This window comes from Micromonospora sp. USAFONa4 (assembly GCF_057197825.1).
The window spans coordinates 212206-232279 of the sequence record NZ_CM170072.1; the positions used below are offsets into that span (position 1 = coordinate 212206).

General features: G+C 74.8%; 17 protein-coding genes. 3 read left to right on the plus strand and 14 right to left on the minus strand.

What is annotated here, in order from left to right:
- Positions 1 to 1263, plus strand: a complete 1263-nt coding sequence (locus AC0OO9_RS00845) for a nucleotide sugar dehydrogenase (RefSeq protein WP_484514760.1) — start codon at positions 1 to 3, stop codon at positions 1261 to 1263.
- A gap of 60 nt (positions 1264 to 1323) precedes the next feature.
- Here AC0OO9_RS00845 and AC0OO9_RS00850 read toward each other — a convergent pair whose 3' ends face one another.
- The 5 genes from AC0OO9_RS00850 to AC0OO9_RS00870 form a co-directional block, all read right to left on the minus strand.
- Positions 1324 to 3807 carry an ABC transporter permease gene (locus AC0OO9_RS00850; protein ID WP_484514762.1) on the minus strand — a complete coding sequence of 828 codons (2484 nt, stop codon included), beginning with the start codon at positions 3805 to 3807 and terminating at the stop codon, positions 1324 to 1326.
- On the minus strand, positions 3804 to 4598 hold the full coding sequence (locus AC0OO9_RS00855; RefSeq protein ID WP_484514763.1) for an ABC transporter ATP-binding protein: 795 nt from the start codon (positions 4596 to 4598) through the stop codon (positions 3804 to 3806). The genes AC0OO9_RS00850 and AC0OO9_RS00855 overlap by 4 nt, the downstream gene beginning before the upstream one ends.
- Positions 4599 to 4747: 149 nt before the next feature.
- Complete coding sequence (locus AC0OO9_RS00860) at positions 4748 to 5413, minus strand: response regulator (protein ID WP_132234566.1); 666 nt, start codon at positions 5411 to 5413, stop codon at positions 4748 to 4750.
- Complete coding sequence (locus AC0OO9_RS00865; protein ID WP_484514765.1) at positions 5410 to 6654, minus strand: sensor histidine kinase; 1245 nt, start codon at positions 6652 to 6654, stop codon at positions 5410 to 5412. Before AC0OO9_RS00865 ends, AC0OO9_RS00860 begins: the two co-directional genes overlap by 4 nt.
- Before the next feature lie 66 nt (positions 6655 to 6720).
- Positions 6721 to 7404 carry a DUF305 domain-containing protein gene (locus AC0OO9_RS00870; RefSeq protein WP_484514767.1) on the minus strand — a complete coding sequence of 228 codons (684 nt, stop codon included), beginning with the start codon at positions 7402 to 7404 and terminating at the stop codon, positions 6721 to 6723.
- A gap of 138 nt (positions 7405 to 7542) precedes the next feature.
- Here AC0OO9_RS00870 and AC0OO9_RS00875 point away from each other — a divergent pair, with 138 nt between their 5' ends.
- Positions 7543 to 8994: an LVIVD repeat-containing protein gene (locus AC0OO9_RS00875; RefSeq protein WP_484514769.1), complete on the plus strand. Its 1452-nt coding sequence runs from the start codon at positions 7543 to 7545 to the stop codon at positions 8992 to 8994.
- A gap of 70 nt (positions 8995 to 9064) precedes the next feature.
- Here AC0OO9_RS00875 and AC0OO9_RS00880 read toward each other — a convergent pair whose 3' ends face one another.
- The 8 genes from AC0OO9_RS00880 to AC0OO9_RS00915 all read right to left on the minus strand — a co-directional run bounded on the left by AC0OO9_RS00880 (position 9065) and on the right by AC0OO9_RS00915 (position 17000).
- On the minus strand, positions 9065 to 9286 hold the full coding sequence (locus AC0OO9_RS00880) for a DUF2188 domain-containing protein (RefSeq protein WP_225852266.1): 222 nt from the start codon (positions 9284 to 9286) through the stop codon (positions 9065 to 9067).
- Positions 9287 to 9712: 426 nt separating this feature from the next.
- The gene (locus AC0OO9_RS00885; protein ID WP_484514771.1) at positions 9713 to 10123 is read right to left on the minus strand and encodes a hypothetical protein; all 411 of its coding nucleotides are present in this window, start codon (positions 10121 to 10123) and stop codon (positions 9713 to 9715) included.
- Positions 10124 to 10211: 88 nt separating this feature from the next.
- On the minus strand, positions 10212 to 10847 hold the full coding sequence (locus AC0OO9_RS00890; protein ID WP_484514773.1) for an MFS transporter: 636 nt from the start codon (positions 10845 to 10847) through the stop codon (positions 10212 to 10214).
- 83 nt (positions 10848 to 10930) lie between these two features.
- The gene (locus AC0OO9_RS00895; protein WP_484514775.1) at positions 10931 to 12541 is read right to left on the minus strand and encodes an asparagine synthetase B family protein; all 1611 of its coding nucleotides are present in this window, start codon (positions 12539 to 12541) and stop codon (positions 10931 to 10933) included.
- 4 nt (positions 12542 to 12545) lie between these two features.
- Positions 12546 to 13508: a DUF5715 family protein gene (locus tag AC0OO9_RS00900; RefSeq protein ID WP_484514777.1), complete on the minus strand. Its 963-nt coding sequence runs from the start codon at positions 13506 to 13508 to the stop codon at positions 12546 to 12548.
- A 140-nt stretch (positions 13509 to 13648) separates the two neighbouring features.
- Entirely contained in the window at positions 13649 to 14443 is a 795-nt protein-coding gene (locus AC0OO9_RS00905) for an isocitrate lyase/PEP mutase family protein (protein ID WP_484514778.1), read from the minus strand.
- Complete coding sequence (locus AC0OO9_RS00910) at positions 14440 to 15456, minus strand: cytochrome P450 (protein ID WP_484514780.1); 1017 nt, start codon at positions 15454 to 15456, stop codon at positions 14440 to 14442. The genes AC0OO9_RS00905 and AC0OO9_RS00910 overlap by 4 nt, the downstream gene beginning before the upstream one ends.
- Before the next feature lie 797 nt (positions 15457 to 16253).
- Positions 16254 to 17000, minus strand: a complete 747-nt coding sequence (locus tag AC0OO9_RS00915; RefSeq protein ID WP_484514782.1) for an ArsR/SmtB family transcription factor — start codon at positions 16998 to 17000, stop codon at positions 16254 to 16256.
- 131 nt (positions 17001 to 17131) lie between these two features.
- Between AC0OO9_RS00915 and AC0OO9_RS00920 the strand changes: the two genes are divergently transcribed.
- Positions 17132 to 19351, plus strand: a complete 2220-nt coding sequence (locus AC0OO9_RS00920; RefSeq protein WP_484514784.1) for a glycoside hydrolase family 43 protein — start codon at positions 17132 to 17134, stop codon at positions 19349 to 19351.
- A 144-nt stretch (positions 19352 to 19495) separates the two neighbouring features.
- Here AC0OO9_RS00920 and AC0OO9_RS00925 read toward each other — a convergent pair whose 3' ends face one another.
- Complete coding sequence (locus AC0OO9_RS00925; protein ID WP_484514786.1) at positions 19496 to 20023, minus strand: 2'-5' RNA ligase family protein; 528 nt, start codon at positions 20021 to 20023, stop codon at positions 19496 to 19498.
- Positions 20024 to 20074: the final 51 nt, after the last annotated feature.

Sequence of the window (20074 nt, forward strand, 5' to 3'; positions counted from 1 at the left end):
GTGAGCGTTGAGAAGTTGGTCGTCATCGGCCAGGGGTACGTCGGCCTGCCGCTGGCCATGCGAGCCGTCGAGGCCGGCCTGGACGTGGTCGGCCTCGACGTCGACTCCGACCGGATCAAGCGGCTCGCGTCGGGCGAGTCGTTCGTCGAGGACATCCCCGCCGATCGGCTGGGCCGCGCGCTGGGCAGCGGCCGGTACCGGCCGAGCACGGCGTACACCGACGCGGAAGGCTTCGACATCTGCGTGATCACCGTGCCCACGCCGCTGCGCGACGGCACGCCCGACCTCAGCTTCGTGGAGCAGGCCGGCGTCGGCATCGGCCCGTACGTGCGGCCGGGCTGCACGGTGATCCTGGAGTCCACCACCTATCCCGGCACCACGGAGGAGCTGCTGCGCCCGCTGCTGGAGTCGGCCAGCGGGCTGCTCAGCCCGGGCGACTTCCACCTGGGCTACAGCCCCGAGCGGATCGACCCGGGCAACCCGACCTGGCGCCTGGAGAACACCCCGAAGGTGGTCTCCGGGATGGACGCGGCCGCCCTCGCCCGGGTGGACGGGTTCTACCGCCGGCTCGTCGAACGGACCGTGCCGGTGGACTCCACCCGGGTGGCTGAGCTGACCAAGCTGATCGAGAACACGTTCCGCCAGGTGAACATCGCCCTGATCAACGAGCTGACGATGCTCTCCCACCACCTCGACATCGACGTCTGGCAGGCGATCGAGGCGGCGGAGAGCAAGCCGTTCGGCTTCATGCCGTTCCGGCCCGGCCCGGGGGTCGGCGGGCACTGCCTGCCGATCGACCCGTGCTACCTGTCCTGGCAGGTCAAGCGGCGCCTCGGGCGGCAGTTCCGGTTCATCGAGCTGGCCAACGACGTCAACCACGAGATGCCCGAGCACGTGGCCCGACGGATCATGAACGGGCTGAACCGGGCCGGTCGCGCCGTCAGCGGGGCCCGGCTGCTGCTGCTCGGGCTGGCGTACAAGAAGAACACCGGTGACATGCGGGACTCCCCCGCCGTCGACGTGGCCCAGCGCCTGCAGGCCCTGGGCGCGGACGTCCGGGCGGTGGAGCCGTACGCGGAGCCGCACCAGATCCCGGGCGGCGTGCTCGTGGTGGAGCTGACCGAGCGGGAGGTGCGCGCGGCGGACGCGGTGGTGGTGGTCACCGACCACGACGACTTCGACTACGACCTGGTGACCCGGCACGCCCGGTACGTCTTCGACACCCGCAACCGGTGTGCCGGCCCGGTGGTGGAACGCCTGTAGGCCCGGCACCGCTGGCCGGTCCCGGCACCCGGACGGGGCGACGGGACCGGCCGGCGGCTGTCACTGGTCGCCGAGCGCCTCGACCACCGGCCGGGACAGCGCCCGGCGCGCCGGCAGCACCGAGGCGACCAGGGCGGCCACGACCGCGACCCCGAGGATCAGCGCCAGCTGCCCCACCGGCAGCACCACGGCGAAGTCGCCGCTGATCCGGGCCAGCAGGGCCATCGCGGCGGCGCTGACGCCGGTGCCGAGCCCGACCCCGAGCAGCGCCCCGACCAGCGCCGTCAGCACCGCCTCGACGGCCAGCATGGCGCGCATCCGCCCCCGGGTCAGGCCGACCGCCCGCAGCACGGCGTTCTCCCGGGTCCGTTCCACCACCGACAGGCTCAGCGTGTTGGCGACCCCGACCAGCGCGATCACCACGGCCAGGCCCAGCAGCGCGGTGACGAGGGCGAGCAGCATGTCGACCGTGGCGGTGAGCATCTTCTTGTACGCGCCCTGGTCCATCAGGTTGGCCGTCGGATACCGGGCGACCACCGCCTCGACGGCGGCCCGGGCCCGATCGGCGGAGACCCCGTCGGCGGGGTCGATCTCGGCCAGGAAGCCCCGCTCGTCGGGGAAGAGCGCGGCGAAGTCGGCGTCCACCACGTCGATCACGTGACCGTCGGGGACGGGGCTGCCGGCGAGTGCCGGTCCGTCGGCGGTGACGACCGCGGCCACCCGCAACGACCGGCCGCGCACGGTGACGGTGGAGCCGGTCGTCCAGCCCCGGGCCTCGGCCAGCTCCCGGTGCACCAGCACCCACCCGGGTCCCAGCCGTTCGACGTCCCCCGCCACGACGCCCGTCAGCGTCCGGGCCACCAGGGCGGGGTGCGCGGCCTGGATCTGCACGCCGGCGGCGACGGCGCCGCGCCGCTCGTGCACCACCGCCAGTTCGGGCCGGGCGCGCAACTCGGCCACGAGTGGCGCCGGCAGGCTCCCGCCGATCCCGGTGACCAGCAAGTCGACCCCGATCTCGGCGTCCACGCTGCGCTCGATGCCGTCCTTGGTGCTGCGGGCGCCGACCACGAAGGCCGACACCAGACCGATCCCGATCACGAGGGCCGTGGCGGTCGCGGCGATCCGGCGCGGATTGCGTACGGCGTTCGCCACGGCCAGGCCGGCGGTGGCGCCGAACAGCCGGCGGGCCGGCCACCCCAGCACCCGGACCAGCGCCGGCACGAGCACCGGGCCGAAGAGGACGATGCCGAAGAAGGTGAGCACGCCTCCGGCGGCCACGAGCACCACCTGGACGGCGTACGCGGCGCCGACCAGCGCGGCGATCCCGGCGGCGAAGACCAGCGCCCCGACGGTCAGCCGGAGCCGGCCGGCGCCCCGGGCGGGTTGGACCGCCGCGTCGGTGAGCGCGGCGACCGGGGCGATCCGGGTGCCCCGCCACGCGGGCAGCAGGGCGGCGCCCATCGTGATCGCCGTGCCGAGGAGCAGGCTGACCAGCACGGTCGAGGCGGTGACGGTGAGCCCGCCGGGGGCCGGCGCGTCGAGGCGCGCCATCACCTGGTTCATGCCGCCGGCCAGGGCCACGCCGATAAGCACGCCGACTGCGGAGGCGACCAGCCCGAGCAGCGCGGCCTCCAGCAGCGCGGCGCGGAACAGCTGGCCCCGGGTCGCGCCGACCAGCCGCAGCAGCGCGGTCCGCCGGGTCCGCTGCGCCAGCACGATCGCGAAGGTGTTGGCGATGACGAAGCCGGCGACCACGACGGCGACCCCGGCGAAGGTCAGCAGCGCCATGTTGAACTGCTGGAGGTCGCGGACCGCGTCGGTCACGGCGTCGTCGAGGATCCGCTGCCGGGTCTTGACGGTCGCGCCGGCGCCGACGGCCTCGGCGGCCCGCCCGGCCAACGCCTCGTCGGTCGTGCCCGGCCGGGCGGCCACCATGATCCGGTCGTAGCCGCGTTGGCCGGTCACCGCGAGGGCGTCCGCGCCGACCAGGCCGATGAACGGACCGCCGACGTCGCGGGCGGTGCCGGCCACGTCGACCGTGCCGACCAGCGTGTACGGGCGGGCCGCTCCCCCGGCGCCGCCGACGCGTACGGGCGCGCCGAGGGCGAAGCCCTCCTCCGCGGCGGTGGGCGCGTCCAGCACCACCTCGCCGGGGCGGTCGGGCAGCCGGCCGGCCACCACGTCGTACGAGCGCAGCGCCTCGTCGACGGGGATGGCGGCGAGGACGGCGTAGCCGAGCACGGGGCGGCCGTCGGCGCCGACGACGCCGCCGGAGCCGAGCAGTTCCCCCTCGGCGGCGGCGACCCCGTCGACGGAGCGCACCTTCTCGACCAGCGCGGCCGGCAACGGGTCGCCGGTGGTGGAGTGGACGGCGAGGTCGGTGTGCCTGTCGAACGCCCCGGCCCGCTCGTACGCGCCGGTGCGCATCCCGTCGACGAAGATCAGCGTGCCGGCGATGAACGCGACGCCGAGCACGATGGCCAGCGAGGAGAGCATCAGGCGCAGTGCCTCGGCGCGGAGCTGGCGCAGGGTCGTCCTGATCACCGGGTCACCGCCTCGCGGCCGGCGGCCGGTACGCGCGCCGGGTCGAGGCCGGCGAGTGCGTCGAGCACGCGCTCGGCGGTCGGCGCGGTGAGGTCGCGTACCGGCCGGCCGTCGGCGAGAAAGACCACCCGGTCGGCGTGCCCGGCGGCCGACGGGTCGTGGGTCACCATGATCACCGTCTGGCCGAGGGTGTCGACGGCCTCGCGGAGCAGGCGCAGCACCTCGGCGCCGGAGTGGGAGTCCAGGTTGCCGGTCGGCTCGTCGGCGAAGATCACCCACGGCTTGGTGATCAGGGCGCGGGCGACCGCCACCCGCTGCTGCTGGCCGCCGGAAAGCTCGGCGGGACGGTGGCGCAGCCGGTCGGCGAGCCCCACCGCGGCGACGACCTGGCGCAGCCAGGCCCGCTCCGGCCGCCGGCCGGCGATCGCCAGGGGCAGCACGATGTTCTCCTCGGCGGTCAGCGCCGGCAGCAGGTTGAACTTCTGGAACACGAAGCCGACCCGGTCGCGGCGCAGCAGGGTGAGCCGCTTGTCGTCGAGGCCGGCGAGGTCGGCGTCGCCGATGCGCACGCTGCCGGAGGTGGGCCGGTCCAGGCCGGCGAGGCAGTGCATGAGGGTGGACTTGCCGGAGCCGGAGGGGCCCATGATGGCGGTGAACCGGCCGGCGGCGAAGTCGACGTCGACACCGTCGAGGGCGACGACGGCGGCCTGGCCGGCGCCGTACCGCTTGGACAGGCCGCGGGCGGTGACCGCGACGCCGGCGGTGGCGTGCGCGGGAGGTGCGACGGACACGTGGAGCTCCCCGTGGAGATCGTGGCTGGGACGTCTCCGACGCTATGGGCGCCGCCGGTCCGGCCGCGTCCACCCGCGCGTGGTGGTCCCGCTGCGACCTGGGGAGCCCCTGACGGGGTGGGCCCGTACGACCTGGGTCGTAGACCGGCTCAGCCGCCGGGGGTGACCAGCCCCGTCTCGTACGCCAGCACCACGGCCTGCACCCGGTCGCGGAGCTGGAGCTTGGCGAGGATCCGCCCGACGTGCGTCTTCACGGTGGCCTCGGCGACGTGCACCCGGGCGGCGATCTCCGCGTTGGAGAGGCCCTGCGCCACCAGCAGGAGAATCTCCCGCTCGCGCTCGGTGAGCTGGCCGATCCGGGGGTCCTCGGCGGGCCCGGGGCCGAGCCGGCCGGCGAACCGGTCGAGCAGCCGCCGGGTGATGGGCGGGGCGACCACCGAGTCGCCCCGGGCGACCACCCGGATGGCGGCCAGCAGCTCCTCGGGCGGGACGTTCTTGAGCAGGAAGCCGCTGGCGCCCGCCTGGAGCGCGGCGAAGGCGTCGGCCTCGGTGTCGAAGGTGGTGAGCACCAGCACCCGGGGCGGTCCGGCGGGACGGTCCCGGCAGATCCGGCGGGTCGCCTCCACCCCGTCCATGGTCGGCATCCGGACGTCCATCACCACGACGTCGGCCTCGACGCGGGCCAGCAGCCGCAGGGCGTCGGCCCCGTCGATCGCCTCGCCGACGACCTCCAGGTCCGGCTGGGAGCCCAGCACCATCCGGAAGCCGGCGCGGACCAGGGCCTGGTCGTCCACGATCACCACGCGGACCGTCATGCCGCCGTCACCTCCGTCGTCGGGGACGTCGACGGTAGCGGTAGCCGCGCCTCGACCTGCCAGCCCCCGGCGAGCCGGGGGCCCGCGGTGAGGCTGCCGTCGTACACGCCGACCCGCTCGCGCATGCCCACCAGGCCGTGCCCGCCGGACGGCGCGGGACTGACCGGCGGCCGGCCGCGGCCGTCGTCGACCACCCGGACCACCACGGCGTCGCGGGTGTGCGCGACCGTGACCTCGACGTCGGCGCCGACCCCGGCGTGCTTCAGGGCGTTGGTCAGCCCCTCCTGCACCACCCGGTAGACGGTCAGTTCCAGCCCGGGCGGCATCGCCGCCGGCTCCCCGGTGACCGCGTGCCGCGTGCGCAGGCCGGCGGCGCGGAACCGGTCTAGCAGGGCGGGCAGCTCCGCCAGCGCCAACCGGCGGTGCGCCGGGTCGGCGGTCGCCCCGGCGTCACCGGGCGCGCCCGCCGCACCGGGCCCGGCCTGCGCGTCCGGTGCGTCGGGCTCCCGCAGTACGCCGACCAGCCGGCGCATCTCCTCCAGCGCCTGCCGGCCGGTGTCGGCGACCACCTTCACCGCCTGGCGGGCGGTTTCCGGGTCCCGGTCGAGCGTGAACCGCGCCCCGTCGGCCTGCACGATCATCACCGCCATGCTGTGCGCCACCACGTCGTGCAGTTCCCGGGCGATGCGGGTGCGTTCCTCCGCGACCGCGGCGCGCGCCTCCGCCTCGCGTTCCCGCTCCAGGGTGGCGGCCCGCTCCTCCAGGGTGAGCACGTAGAGCCGGCGGGTGCGCACGTTCAGCCCGACCAGCCAGACCGCCCCGGTGACCAGCCCGTAGTAGATCGCCGCCGCCCACCAGGCGATGGCTCCCGAGGTCTGGAGGCCGGCGAGCACCACCCCGACGGCCGCGCCGATCCCGGCGAGGACCCCGTCGCGGAGCCGGTCGGCGTACTTGACGACGCTGTAGAGGGCGATCAGCACCGCGACGTCGAAGGGCAGCGGCCCCCACCCGGCGACCACCTGCACCATCGCGAGCGCGGCCACCACGGCGGCGACCGCCGACGGGTGGGCCCGGCGGAACAGCAGCGCCACCGCCATCGCGGCCCCGACCAGGGTGGCCCTGCCACCGCCGGGCTGGTTGGCCATGCCGGCGAGGCCGAGGAGCGCCACCGTGGCGGAGACGAAGGCGTCGAAGGCGACGCCGCGCAGCGGGCGGCCGAGGATCGCGCGGTTCACGGTCACCCAGCGTACGTGCCGCAGGTCAGGGGGTCACTCCGCCCCGAGGCCGGGCCGGGCCGCCCGACCGGGTCAGGCCAGCAGTTCGCGCATCCGGTCGATCTCGACGGTCTGCTCGGTGGCGACGGAGTTGGCGAACTCCGACAGGGTGAGGTCGGCGCCGACCTTGAGCAGGTCCGTGGCCATCTGGACCGCGCCCTGGTGGTGCTCCGTCATCATCCGCACGAAGAGCCGGTCGAACTCGGCGCCCCGCGCCGCCGCGAGCTGCCGGATGGCCTCGGGCGTCTGCATGCCCCGCATGCCCTCGTGGTCGTGCCCGGCCACCTCGGTGGAGAGCCCGCGTGCCTGCAGCCAGCCCCGCATCAGGCCGATCTCGGGGCCCTGGCTGGCCCGGATCCGCTCGGCGAGGGCGCGCAGGGCCGGGTTGCCGGCGCGGTCACCGGCCAACTCCGCCATCTCCAGCGCCTGGGCGTGGTGCGGGATCATCATCCGGACGAACCAGACGTCCATCGAGTTGTGCCGGGCCGCAGTCGCGTCGCGCAGTTCCTCGGCGGGCCGGACCGCGGCGGTCTCGCCGGGCCGACCGGGAACGATCACCGCGGGTCGGCTCGGACCGGCCGGGGCGGACGTCGGGGCGGCGGCCTGTCCCGCCGGCACCGCCGGACCGCCGGCGGAACGGGACAGGACGACGACCGCCACCGCCAGCAGACACGCGGCTGTGACGACGGCGAGGATCCGCGCGCGCGGGTTGGTCATGGGCCACTCCCCCCGGTAGAGGTCATGGCGATGCTATCCATCGACGAACGGGCTTAAGTGTGATTCATATCACATCGATGGAACTCTTTGGACTGTAAGGTGTGCACCATCGTCATCCCCTTGCGAAGGACGTCGCCGATGACCAGTTTCCGCACCTTGCGGGCCAGGCGGCTCACCACCGTGAGCCTGGCCGCGGCCGGTCTACTCCTCGCCAGCGTCGCCACCGCCACGCCGGGAAGTGCCGGCGTGGCGGCGCGGTCCGCCCCCTCGGGCACGGCGGACACCACCAACACCATCCCGGGCGTCGACGAGATCGTCAGCAGCCCCAACCTCCGGCAGATCGCCAACCTGCCGAAGCAGGCTCCGCTGGACGCCACCAACAGCGACCTCGCCTTCCAGGGCCGCTACGCCTTCGCCGGCAACTACAACGGCTTCGTCATCTACGACATCTCCCGGCCGACCGCGCCGACGGTGGTGTCGCAGGTGTACTGCCCCGGATCGCAGAACGACATCTCCGTCCACGGTGACCTGCTCTTCCTCTCCACCGACTCCTCCCGCAGCGACGACTCCTGCAACAGCACCAGCGCGCCGGCGACGGAGAAGGCGTCCTGGGAGGGCATCAAGGTCTTCGACATCAGCGACAAGGCCCACCCCCGCTACGTCAAGGCGGTGGAGACGGCCTGCGGGTCGCACACCCACACGCTGGTGCCGGGCAAGGACCGCAAGGCCGTCTACCTGTACGTCTCCTCGTACAGCCCACGGGCGGAGTTCCCCGACTGCCAGCCCCCGCACGACTCCATCTCCATCGTCAAGGTGCCGGTGAAGTCGCCCACGGACGCGGCGGTGGTGGCCACCCCGAACCTCTTCCCCGACGGCGGCTACGAGGGCCGGCCCGGCGGTTCGGCGACCACCGGCTGCCACGACATCACGGCGTACCCGGAGAAGAACCTCGCCGCGGGCGCGTGCATGGGCGACGGCGTGCTGATGGACATCTCGAACCGGGAGGCCCCCCGGCTGATCAACCGGGTCCGGGACACCGTCAACTTCGCGTTCTGGCACTCGGCCACGTTCAACAACGCCGGCACCAAGGTGGTCTTCACCGACGAGCTGGGCGGCGGCAGCGCGGCCACCTGCAACGAGGCCGTCGGACCCGAGCGGGGCGCCAACGCCATCTACGACATCACCGGTCGCGGCGACGCCCGGACCATGGTCTTCCGCAGCTACTACAAGATCCCCCGGATGAACGCCGACACCGAGAACTGCGTGGCGCACAACGGCTCGCTGATCCCGGTGCTCGGGCGCGACATCATGGTCCAGGCGTGGTACCAGGGCGGCATCTCCGTCTGGGACTTCACCGACTCGGCCAACCCCCAGGAGATCGCGTTCTGGGAGCGGGGTCCGATCTCGGCCGACCGGCTCGTCGGCGGCGGCTCCTGGTCGGCGTACCACTACAACGGCTACATCTACTCCAACGACATGGCCAAGGGCTTCGACGTCCTCAAGCTGACCGACTGGCGGACCTGGACGGCGAACCTCGTCCGCTACCGGGAGCTGAACGTGCAGACCCAGCCCAGCTACCTGAGCTGGTAGTCGCAGCAGGCCGACGGGCCCGACCCCCACGGGGGGTCGGGCCCGTTCGTGTCCATCGTGGACGAGCCGGTCAGCCGGCCGGCGGGTACGGGTCGTCCTGGTAGGTGTACTCCGTCTCGATCTTGCCGTCGGACGTGTGCACGACGAGCTGGCTCGGCTCGTTGCCGTGCGCCGCCCGGCGCCCCGCCTCGACGGCGAGCTGCTTGGTGTCGAACGTGCCGACGACCTGGTTGCCCTGCTCGACCTTCCAGCCGCCGTCGTTCGGTACGACGTGATATTGATTGCGCTTCATGTCAGTCACCCGCCTCTCGGTCGTTCTCTGCCCGATACCCGGGCGCCGGGCGCGGAAACCCTCCTTGGTGGACCACCCACCGCCCACGCCATAGCGTCGAGGGGACCCGACCGTCGGCACGGACGCTGGGCCGGCGGAACCTTCGGGTGCTCGCTCTTCGCCGCCGCCGGCGACCCCGACCGGCCGCTGTTCGCCCGCAACTTCGACTGGGACGCCGACCCAGCGCTGGTGCTGCGCACCGATCCGCCGGACGCGTACTCCAGCATCTCGGTGGTCGACATGTCGTGCCTCGGGGTAGACGGTGAGCCGGTCGGCGACCGGCGACTGCTCAACGCGCCGCTGCCGCCCTTCGACGGCATGAACGAGCGGGGCCTGGCGGTCGGGCTCGCCGAGGACGACGGCGCCCCGGGCCGGGCCACCGCCGGGTCAGCACGCGTCCCGCGGCTGGTGCTCGACCGCGCGGCCACGGTCGACGAGGCGGTGGCGGTCTTCCAGCGGTACAACGTGGACTTTCCAGGGCGGCCCGGCGCTGCACCACCTGATCGCCGACGCCACCGGCGCCTCGGCGGTGGTCGAGTTCGTCGACGGCCGGCTGCGGGTCGAGCGGGGGTCGGGCCGCTGGCAGGCGCTCACCAACGTGCCCGTCGTCGGCGTCGCGGAGGACCGCCGCCACCCGACCATCGCCGAGGCACTCGACCGCAGCGGTGGCGTGGCGGACGCGACGGCCGCCATGAAGATCCTCAGCGACGTCCGGCAGGCGCGCACCCGTTGGTCGGTGACGTACGACCTGCGTGGCGGGGAGGTCCGGCTGACCACCGCGCGGGCGGCGGCGAGCACCCTACCGGCTCCCGGTGCACCGACCACCGGCCGAGCCGGACGCCCCGCAGGTCTTGCCGGGCGTCCGGGGACACCGCTCCGGGTTCCGCTAGGAAGCGGGGGCGGGCGGGCTCGTCCGGGAGCCACGCATGGCCCACATGGCGATGCCGCTCGCCGCAGTGACGACCAGTGCGAGCCCGGCCACCGGCAGACCGACCAGGAACACCGGCCGCCAGGACAACCTCTGCGTCAGCACGCCGCTCACGACGGGCCCGAGCAGGAGTGCGACGCCGAACGCGAGACCGAGCACCAGTCGGGCCTGAGAACGCCAGCGGTCCAGTTGACTTGACAGGGCGAGGAGAACGCCGATCACGGTGCCGGCACCCAGCCCGAGGAGCACCCGCCCGACCACCATCGACGCCGTGCCGGGCGCGAGCAAGCACACCAGGCTCCCGACGATCAGAAGCACCAGCGCCGACACCCCGGCCGCGGTGGGCCACCGTCGACCGAGCAGGTAGCCGGGTGCGGCCATGGCTGCCGTCGCCACCACGTAGGGAGCGATGACGGCCACTGCCATGGTCACGGTGGACAGCCCGAGATCACGCTGGATCGCGCTGCCCAGCGGTCCGATGGGAGCGGTGATCAGGCTGGCGGCGAGCAGTGCGCCGAGCGCCGGGCCGGCAAGCGCCCAGAGTGGGCGAATCACCAGCGGTCCGGCCGTTGCAGGGTATCCCGGTGGGGTCACCCGCGCGAGTATATACACCCTGGCGAATGCCGAGCCCGTGGTCACGAGGCCGCCGACCCGACCCGGATCCGCTCACCCGGTGCTCATCCCGGTAGCGGGGCCTCGTCGCCCCGCGTGCGGCGCGGCCCGACCAGCCGACGCACCATCGGGGCGGCGTTCCACTTGGCCGCGCCGGCCAGGTCGCGGGCGTGCTCCAGCAGGGTGTAGTCGGGCCGGGCCCGGCCGTCGGCGATGGCCCGGTCCAGGTCGTTGCCGCACCGGGTCAGCACGCTGTCGAAGTCGCGGCGCACCGGTTCGAGCAGGTGGTAGCCGAACGAGCGGTGCAGCCGGGCGAAGAGCGGCTTGTAGAGCCGGGCCCGCTCGTGCAGCCCCGAGGAGTACGACATCGGGTTCTTCGGCCGGCGCCGGACGTAGTCGGGCAGCAGGTCGGCGAAGGCCCGGCGGACGATCCACTTCTCCTGACCGTCGCGCATCTTCAGCCCGATCGGCAGCCGCATCGCCAGCTCGACCAGGCTCAGGTCGAGGAACGGCACGCGGGCCTCCACCCCGTGCCCCATGCTGGCCCGGTCGACGCGCTGCAACTCCGTACGGCAGAGGTTGCGGATCTTGTGCAGGAAGAGCCGGCGGGACGCCTCGGGGCCGACCTCGTGGTACATCGGGTAGCCGCCGAACAGCTCGTCGGAGCCGTCGCCGGTGAGCACCACCTTCACGCCCAGCTCCCGCAGCCGGCGGAACAGCGGCACGGTGACCACCGCGTTGATGATGTCGCCGTACTCGGTCAGCTCGGACATCCGGATGGCCTCCCGGATGTCGGCCAGCCGGATGTCGCGCGGGCGCAGCTCGACCACCTCGTGCGGCACCCCCAGGTCCTTCGCGAGCCGCCGCGCGTACGCGACGTCGGGGCTGTCGGGCACGCCGACCGTGACGGCGACGCAGTCGGGGTGCATCTCGCGCACGTGCAGCAGGGCCAGCGAGCTGTCCAGCCCGCCGGAGAGCACCACCCCGACGGTGAGGTCGGTGTCCACCCGCATCCGGATGCTGTCGGTGAGGGCGGCACGGACGAGCAGGGCGGCCTCGTCCGGGTCGTCCACCACCGGCAGCCCGTCGCCGAGGGTGAGCAGGTCGACGTACGCGCGCAGCCGGACCGGCCCGTCGGGCTCGACCCAGCCGTGGTGTCCGGGCGGCACCTCGACGATCGGCACGCGGTGCCCGACCAGCGCCTTGACCTCGCTGGCGACGTGCAGGCAGCCGGGCGTCCGGGCCCAGTACAACGGCTTGACCCCGAGCGGGTCCCGGACCAGGTAGGCCCGGCCGGTGGCCCGTTCCACGAGGGCGAAGGCGTACTCGCCGCGCAGCCGGGTCACCATGCCCTCGCCCCACTGCAGGAACGCGGCAAGCACCACCTCGGTGTCGCCGGTGCCGCGGAAGCGGTGTCCCAGCCGGACCAGTTCCGCGCGCAGCTCGGGATGGTTGAAGACCTCGCCGTTGTAGCAGAGCAGCCACCGCTCGTCGGCGGAGGCCCACGGTTGCACGGCGCGTTCGCGGTCCACGATCGGCAGCCGACGGGTGCCGGTGAGCAGGCCGTTCTCGTAGCGCGTCTCGGTGACCTCGCCGCGTGGGGCGAGGGTGGCGAGCATCCGCCGGAAGATCGTCGGATCGGCCTCGGGGCCGAGACTCAACGCGATGCCACACATCGGCTCAGACCCCCATCTCGGCTTCGTACGCCCGGCGCAGCCGCCGCCGCGCCGCCGGCGCGAGGCACACGTGCCAGGCCTGCCCCTCGTCGACCACGTTGACCTCGCCGGCCCGCTGCCGGGCCAGCAGCAGCTCGGCCAGGGTGTCCCGCGCGCCGAAGCGGCCGAACCACTCCATCTCGACGTCGACCGCCCAGCCGAGGCAGTGCCCGCTGGGCATCATGGCGGCGTACCCGAGCCGGCGCAGCCGGTGCTGGTGCTCGGCGCTGCGGACCAGGCTGGTCACCCACAGCGGCGGCGTGGCGGGCGGGGTGCTGGCGGCGAACTGCCGGGCGACGTCGTTGAGCAGCGCCACCATCTCGCGGCGGGCCCGCCGGAACCGCAGTCCGGCGGTGCGCGGCGTGGCGTCGGGCCGCAGCCGGCGCCGCACCGCCCGCAGCCCGCGGCGGAGCGGCGTCGTCGGCTGCTCGGTGTAGCGGAAGCGCAGCAGGTCCCGGCGGCGCAGCCACTCCAGGTCGACCAGCTCGGGGCTGGCGTCGACTTGGGCGTCGGTGAGGTAGGTCGGGGCGTCGCGCCACCACATCACGTCGACGCGGGAGAGCAGGTAGATCCGGACCAGCGCGGTGAGGTCGGCGGCGGAGCTGCGCGCGTTGGGCTGGTAGCGGGCCATCTCCAGCAGCAGCGTCTCGCGGGCGCCGACGAGCCCCTGCGGGGTGGCGTCGAGCACGGCGGCGATCGCGGGCTCGCGCAGCCGGTCGTCGATCAGCACCTGCCGGGCGGCGGTGCAGGACTCGCCGGCCAGGGCGCCGACCTCGACCAGCAGCTCGGCCACGGCCGCCCGGTAGGCGTCGAGGTCCGGCGCGGCGGCGGGCCGCGTCGGGGTGGAGAACGCGCGCCGCCGGGCCGGGGCGGCGGGTGTGACGGAGGAGCCGGGCTGCTGTCCCGGGCTTCGGCTGGGCACTCGCATGGTCGGGTCCTCTCTCCCGTCACGTCCTCACTGTGTGCATCGCCCTGAGCACACCGTAATCAGACGTGGCGGGATGAGTCCGAACAATCCTCTTATCCTCATCGAAAGGGTGGTGCGGGCGCGTGGCCCGGCACGAACGGCTATGGCCGGGACGCCACGCTCAACCGCTGCACCTCGTCGTACGAGGGCGGTTCGGGATGCGGCGCGGCGCCGGAGCGGACGGCGTCCAGGGTGTCCAGGGCCCCGCCGAGCGCCGCCCGGAACAGCAGCGAGCCCGTGCTCACCCGGGCCACGCCGAGCGCCCCCAATTCGTCGAGGGTTGGCCCGCCCGGGCGGTACAGCACGTTCAGCGGAGCGTCGATCCCCGCGACGAGGGCGGCGATCGTGTCGGCGTCCGGCGCCCCGGGCACGAAGATCCCGTCGGCCCCGGCGGCGGCGTAGACACGGGCCCGGGCGAGGCTCTCGGGCAGCGGGTCGGGCGTGGCGAGCCACCACGTGTCGGTGCGGGCGTTGATGAACAGGTCCGGCACCGCGGCCTTGACGGCGGCCACCTTGGCCGCCGTCAGCTCCGTCGGGTCGAGGGTGCCGTCGGCGCGGCCGTCCTCGATGTTGATCCCGACGACGCCCAGGGCGGCCAGTTCGGCCGCCAGGTCGGCGACGGCCGCCGGGTCGTCGTCGCAGCCCGCCTCCACGTCGACGCTGAGCAGCACCGGGAGCCTGCGCAGCGCCCGGGCCAGCCGGACGTTCTCGGTCCGGGTGGCCGCCGCCGCGTCCGGCAGGCCGGCGGCCGCCGCGACGCCGAGGCTCGTGGTGCCGACCGCCGGATGGCCGCGCGCGACGAACGCGGCGGCGCTGGCGTGGTCCCAGGCGTTGGGCAGCAGCAGCGGCCGGTCGGCGTGGTGCAGGGCGTGGAAGGCGGCGCAGCGCTCGTTCATCGGATCTCCAAGTCGATCGTCGTCGGGACGCGCAGCAGCGCGTGTGGTTCGTGGGTCAGCGGGGCGGGCACGGTCCGGCAGCGGTGGCGCAGCACCCGCACCACCCCCGTGGCCAGGGCCACGGCGTGCCGCTCGCCGGGGCAGCCGCGCGGTCCCGCGCCGAAGGTCAGTGCCGTGCCGGGCCGGCCGGGCGTGAACCGGTCCGGGTCGGCGTGCGCAGCGGGATCCCGGTTGGCGGCGTCGAAGCGCAGCAGCACCTCCTCGCCCGCCGCCAGGTCGCGGCCGGCCAGCCGTGTCGGCGCGACCGCGACCCGCCGGGTCCCCCGCACCGGCGGGTCGAGCCGGAGCACCTCGGCGACCAGGTCGCCGGTCGACACGGTCGCGGGCAGTGCCAGACCGTGGCCGGTCGCGGCGCCGATCAGCCCGGCGGTCGCGTCGCACGCCTGCACCAGCAGCCCGATCCGGTTCGCCACCGCCTCGGGCGGGCCCGGCGGCGTCATCCCGAGCAGCGCCGAGACCGCCCGGTCGGCTGCGGCGACCCGCGCCGCGTCGGCGCCGGGGTGGTAGGCCGCCGCCACGGCGGTCACCGCCGGCACGGCCGCCACCGGATCGGCGAGCCCGAGCCGCGCCGCCAGCACCCGCAGCGGTACGTGGCGCGCGAGCCCGGACATCACCTCCAGCCGGTCGCCGGCACGGTCGAGCACCTCCCCGGTGAGCCGGGCCGCGGCGGCACGCAGTTCGTCGTGGTCGACCGCGGCCAGCGCGGCGACCCCGGCGGCCCGACGGGCCGGGTGCCGGTGCGGGGCGCTGAACCGGCTGACGGTGCCGCGCAGCCAGGCCAGCGTGCCGGGCGCCCCACCCGGGACGACGGGCACCTGACAGGCCGGGTCGGCGAGCACCGCCCACACGTCGGCGTGGCGGGTCACCGTCCAACCGGTGTCGGGGTGACGGGTGGGCGGTCCGCACGGTGGGGTGTCGGGCGCTGGCGCGATCACGAGGTCGTCGACGGTCACCGGACGACGGTAGGGCCGCGATACTTCGGCCGCCCCCGAAACGTCCGCCACCGGGCACGAGCGGCGCCACGACCCGCGGGCCGAGCGGACCGGAACCCGCGCCTTCGCACCAGCCGAGCACGGTGGACACCAGGGCGCGCGTCGGCCGCGCCACCGGCCGCCGCGTCGGAGCGTGGGCTGACATTGCCGACGGATACTCAGCGTAATTAGCTCCGCGTACGACGGGCGGTGGCCCTCGTGATCCGTACGGCCGTCGTCGGCGGCGCTGCAGGCCGGCTTCGATCATGCAGTTGTGGTGGGCGTCGTGTCCGGGATCGCACCTTATCGGGACGCCACAATTGCATGATCGACCCGGGCTGCCCGGGGAGGCGGGAGATCTTGGTAAGGGAGGGCCCCTGGGGCGGCCGTTGTGCGCCAAGATCCCGGACGTGCCGGGCGGATGCCGCAGCTCTCGACCCCTTTGCTTTGCATGCTCAGACGCACAAGCTACGGAATGTAAGCAAGGGCGTGCACCCCCAGAGCCGCCACGTTTTCAGGAAAGGCCAGCTCAGAGGGATGGTGCGTCGATGGGTGCAGAGCAAAGGGGTTCGACGGACCCACGCGGCCGGAGCGTCGACCACTACGGTCAGCAACAATCCCCAATCATCACCGCCAGTTATGCGACGCGAGAGGCGCGAGACCGCCGGGTCTCCCGAGGGCCGGCCTCGACGTGCCGTCCGAACAGACCCCGCACGTGACGCACCGACCGACGGGAACAGGCGTGTCGCGCGGCTCGCGCTTCGGGCCCATCGCGGCAGTCAGGCGCGGCCGCCGCCGGTGTCCGGCGCCGCGTCCGGCGCGAGGTCGGCCGGGGCGAGGCCGAACGCGGCAGCGAGCGCCGGGCCGCCGGCCGGGGTCAGCCGGAGCGACCGGTCGCCGCCCCGGACCAGCCAGCCCGCGTCGAGGAACCGGCCGCACAGCGCCGCGCCGAGCGCACCGGCCAGGTGCGGGCGGCGCTCGGTCCAGTCCAGGCAGTCGCGCACGAGGGGGCGGCGCGCGGACCGCAGCGGGTCGAGGGGCACCCCCAACCCGTCCAGCCAGCCCAGCCCGGCCGGGGTCAGCGTCAGCCCGCCGGCGTCGTCGAGCAGCCCGCGCGCCAGCAGCCGGTCGCGCAGCAGCACCCCGAGGCGTCCGGCCAGGTGGTCGTAGCAGGTGCGGGCGTACGCCAGGGCGGCGCCGGCGCGGGCGGCGCGCAGCGAGCGGGCCGGCTCCGGCCGACCGGGGGCGTGGCCGGCCAGGTCCTCGACGAGTTGGGCGACCGAGGGACCGGCGAGCCGGAGGTAGCGGTGCCTGCCCTGCCGCTCCTCGACCAGCAGGCCGCCCCGGACCAGGCGGGTGAGGTGGTCACTGGCCGTGGAGGGGGCCACGCCGGCGAGCCGGGCCAACTCCCCGGCCGTCCACGCCCGGCCGTCGAGCAGGGCCAGGCAGATGGTGGCCCGGGTGTCGTCGGCGAGCAGGGTGGCGAGCCGGGCAAGGGCCCGGCCCCGCGTGGTGGCGGTGGTCACCACCCCATGTTGACACGGGCGCCCTTCGGCGCCCGCCGAACGTTCGTCGAGTCTTTACAACGTTGTATGCATCGTTGTACAAACGGACTCGCACCGATCCTGATCGAACTCCCGCACCCGAGGCAGGTCTGATGCGACATCTCCGCCGCGCCGGGGCGCTCGCCGCCGTCGTCGGTCTGGTCCTGGCCGCGGCGGCGTCCGCGCCGGCCGCCGCCGCACCCGAGCCCCGCTACCGCAACCCCGTCTCGGCCGGGTTCGCCGACACCTTCGCCGACCCTGTGATCGTCCGCGGTGAGGACGGTTTCTGGTACGCGTACGGCACCACCGACCCGCTGCGCGAGGGCGAGGGGACGTTCCACGGGGTCCCCATCGCCCGCTCAACCGACCTGGTCGGCTGGACGTACGTCGGAGACGCCTTCGGCGCCGGCCAACGCCCGGCGTACGCGGCTCCCGGCGCCGGCTTCTGGGCCCCCGACGTGCGCCGGATCGGCGACCGCTGGGTCATGTACGTGACCGTCACCGACACGACCGTGTCCCCCGACGGGGGTGACTTCGCCGTCGGGGCGGCCACCGCGCCCACCCCGACCGGCCCGTGGACCTTCGCCGACGAGCCCGTGGTCGCGCCCCGCCCCGGCGGTGGCGGGGGCTGGCTGTGGACCATCGACCCGAGCCAGTTCACCGACGTCGACGGCAGGCACTACCTCTACCACGGCAGCTACTACGGCGGCATCTCGGTGACCGAGCTCTCCGCCGACGGGCTGCGCGCGGTCGGCTCACCCACCCTGGTCGCCGTCGACAACAAGTTCGAGGGCAGCCACGTGGTACGCCACGACGGCTGGTACTACCTGTTCGCCTCCACGGCCAACTGCTGCGCCGGCCCGGCCACCGGCTACTCCGTGCACGTCGGCCGGTCCCGCGACCCGCGCGGGCCGTTCGTCGACCGTGACGGCATCTCGCTGACCGCCTCCCGGGCCGGCGGCACGCCGGTGCTCGCCCAGAACGGCAACCGGTGGATCGGCACCGGCCACAACGGCTTCCTCACCGACCTCTCCGGCCAGGACTGGATCGTCTACCACGCGATCGACCGTGCCGACCCGTACCTGGACGAGCCGTTCGGCATCAACGAGCGGCCGATGCTGCTGGACCGCCTCGACTGGATCGACGGCTGGCCGACGGTGAACGCCGGTGCCGGCCCCTCCGATGGTCCCCGGCCCGCGCCGGTCACCACCGGCCGGGTGGACGAGCGCTTCGACGCCGGGCTGGCCGGCTGGCGACGCGGCTCCGGGGACTGGCGGGTCGCCGACGGCCGGCTCACCGGCAGCGGCGCGCTGACCAGCCGTACGACCGTGGGCGGGGACCTGCGGGCGGAGGCCGACCTGCGGCTTCCGGCCGCCGGGGCGGCCGGGCTCACGCTCGGCGACCGGGTCTCGGTGCGGGTGGACGCCGCCGCCGGCCGGCTGGTCGTCGCCGACGGCGGGCGCACCGCGAGCGCGCCGCTGCCCGCCGGCTTCGACGCCGCGGCCGGGCACCATCTCGCCGTCGAGGTACGCGGCCGGGACCTGGTGGCCGAGCTGAGCCCGGCCCGGCTCGGCGACCAGCTGGCGGTGGTGTCGCTGCGGCTGGCGCGGCCGGTGGCCGGGCGGCTCACGCTCACCGCGACCGGCGGGGCCGCCGGGTTCGACAACGTCAGCGGCGCCCGGCTGCACCGGCCGGTGCGCCACGCCGTCGCCGAGCCGCGGGCGGGCCGCCTGCTGCCGGCGTTCTCCGACGAGTTCACCGGCGGGCTGGACCCGGTGTGGCGGTGGGTCCGGCCGGACCCGGCGGCCACCGTGTCCGGCGGGGCGCTGCGCTGGCCGGTGCAGGGCGCCGACCTGACCGGCACCGGCAACACCGCCGGCGTGCTGCTGCGCGACGCGCCGCGCGGCGACTACGTCGTGGAGACGAAGGTGACCCTGGACCTCGGCGAGGAGACCGTCCGCAACTACCAGCAGGCCGGGCTGGTCGCCTACGTCGACGACGACCGCTTCGCCCGGCTGGCGCAGGTCGCGATCTGGAACACCAGGCAGGTGGAGTACGGCTACGAGCTGCCCTTCGCCGGCCAGCCGGTCTACGGCGGCAACATCGTCGGCACCCCGGCGACCACCACCTGGCTGCGGCTGGCGCACCGGGTCGACCCGGCCACCGGCGAGCACGAGTTCCGGGCCGGCTCCAGCCGGGACGGGCGGAACTGGACGTGGGGCGGGGTGTGGACCTTCCCGGCCGACACCACCCCCCGGATCGGGCTGGTCGCGCACGGCGGCGCCGACCCGGCGGTCACCGCGCACTTCGACTACCTGCGCTTCCACCGCTGACCCGAACACGATCGGGCCCTCACCGTCCGGTGGGGGCCCGATCCCGTTCCAGGCGCCCGGCGGCGGGGCACCCGGCGGTCACCTGCGGTGCCCGACGGTCACGTGCGGCGGCCGGCGGCGGGGCCGACGTGGCTCCCCCGGCGGTCACGTGCGGCGGTCGGCGCCGCCGAGCGGGCTGACCGTCCGGCTCTGTCCGTCGTAGCTGCGCCCGGCGACGAAGGCCCCGTCGGGACGGTCGACGCCCGCCACCGCGCGGGCCAGCCGGCGATCGGCGTCGCGGAAGCGCAGCGCCAGGCTCAGGTGCGGGCGCCATTGCCCCGGCGCGTGCCAGGGACGCTGTCCCGGGGCCGCGGCGAGGACGTCCCAGACCGACGCGTGCAGGGCGGTCAGCTCCGGCGACGGGTGCACGAGCCACACCAGCGGGGCGCTGCCGTCGAGCACCGCGATCCGGTCCAGCCGCACGGGCAGCGGCAGCCCCGCGTCGAACAGGTCGGCCAGCCGCCGCTGCGCGCCGGGCGGGAACTCGTCGACCGCGGCGAGGGTCAGGTGCGGCCGGTTCGTCGGGTGGGCGTTGCGGGCCAGGCTGGGCAGCCCCACGGCGGCCAGCCGTTCCCAGGCGCCGCGCACGGCGGCCTCCAGGTCGGGCGAGCAGACCAGTTCGACCGTACGCACGCCGCCAGGCTAGCCCGCCGCAGCACGGCAACGGGCGCCCGCCGGACCCGC

Excerpts from the sequence above, each read along its gene's own strand:
- AC0OO9_RS00860 (WP_132234566.1), bottom strand. The coding sequence starts at position 5,413 with ATGACGGTCCGCGTGGTGATCGTGGACGACCAGGCCCTGGTCCGCGCC.
- AC0OO9_RS00905 (WP_484514778.1), bottom strand. The coding sequence starts at position 14,443 with ATGAACGAGCGCTGCGCCGCCTTCCACGCCCTGCACCACGCCGACCGG.
- AC0OO9_RS00870 (WP_484514767.1), bottom strand. The coding sequence starts at position 7,404 with ATGACCAACCCGCGCGCGCGGATCCTCGCCGTCGTCACAGCCGCGTGT.
- AC0OO9_RS00920 (WP_484514784.1), top strand. The coding sequence starts at position 17,132 with ATGCGACATCTCCGCCGCGCCGGGGCGCTCGCCGCCGTCGTCGGTCTG.
- AC0OO9_RS00880 (WP_225852266.1), bottom strand. The coding sequence starts at position 9,286 with ATGAAGCGCAATCAATATCACGTCGTACCGAACGACGGCGGCTGGAAG.
- AC0OO9_RS00900 (WP_484514777.1), bottom strand. The coding sequence starts at position 13,508 with ATGCGAGTGCCCAGCCGAAGCCCGGGACAGCAGCCCGGCTCCTCCGTC.
- AC0OO9_RS00875 (WP_484514769.1), top strand. The coding sequence starts at position 7,543 with ATGACCAGTTTCCGCACCTTGCGGGCCAGGCGGCTCACCACCGTGAGC.
- AC0OO9_RS00895 (WP_484514775.1), bottom strand. The coding sequence starts at position 12,541 with ATGTGTGGCATCGCGTTGAGTCTCGGCCCCGAGGCCGATCCGACGATC.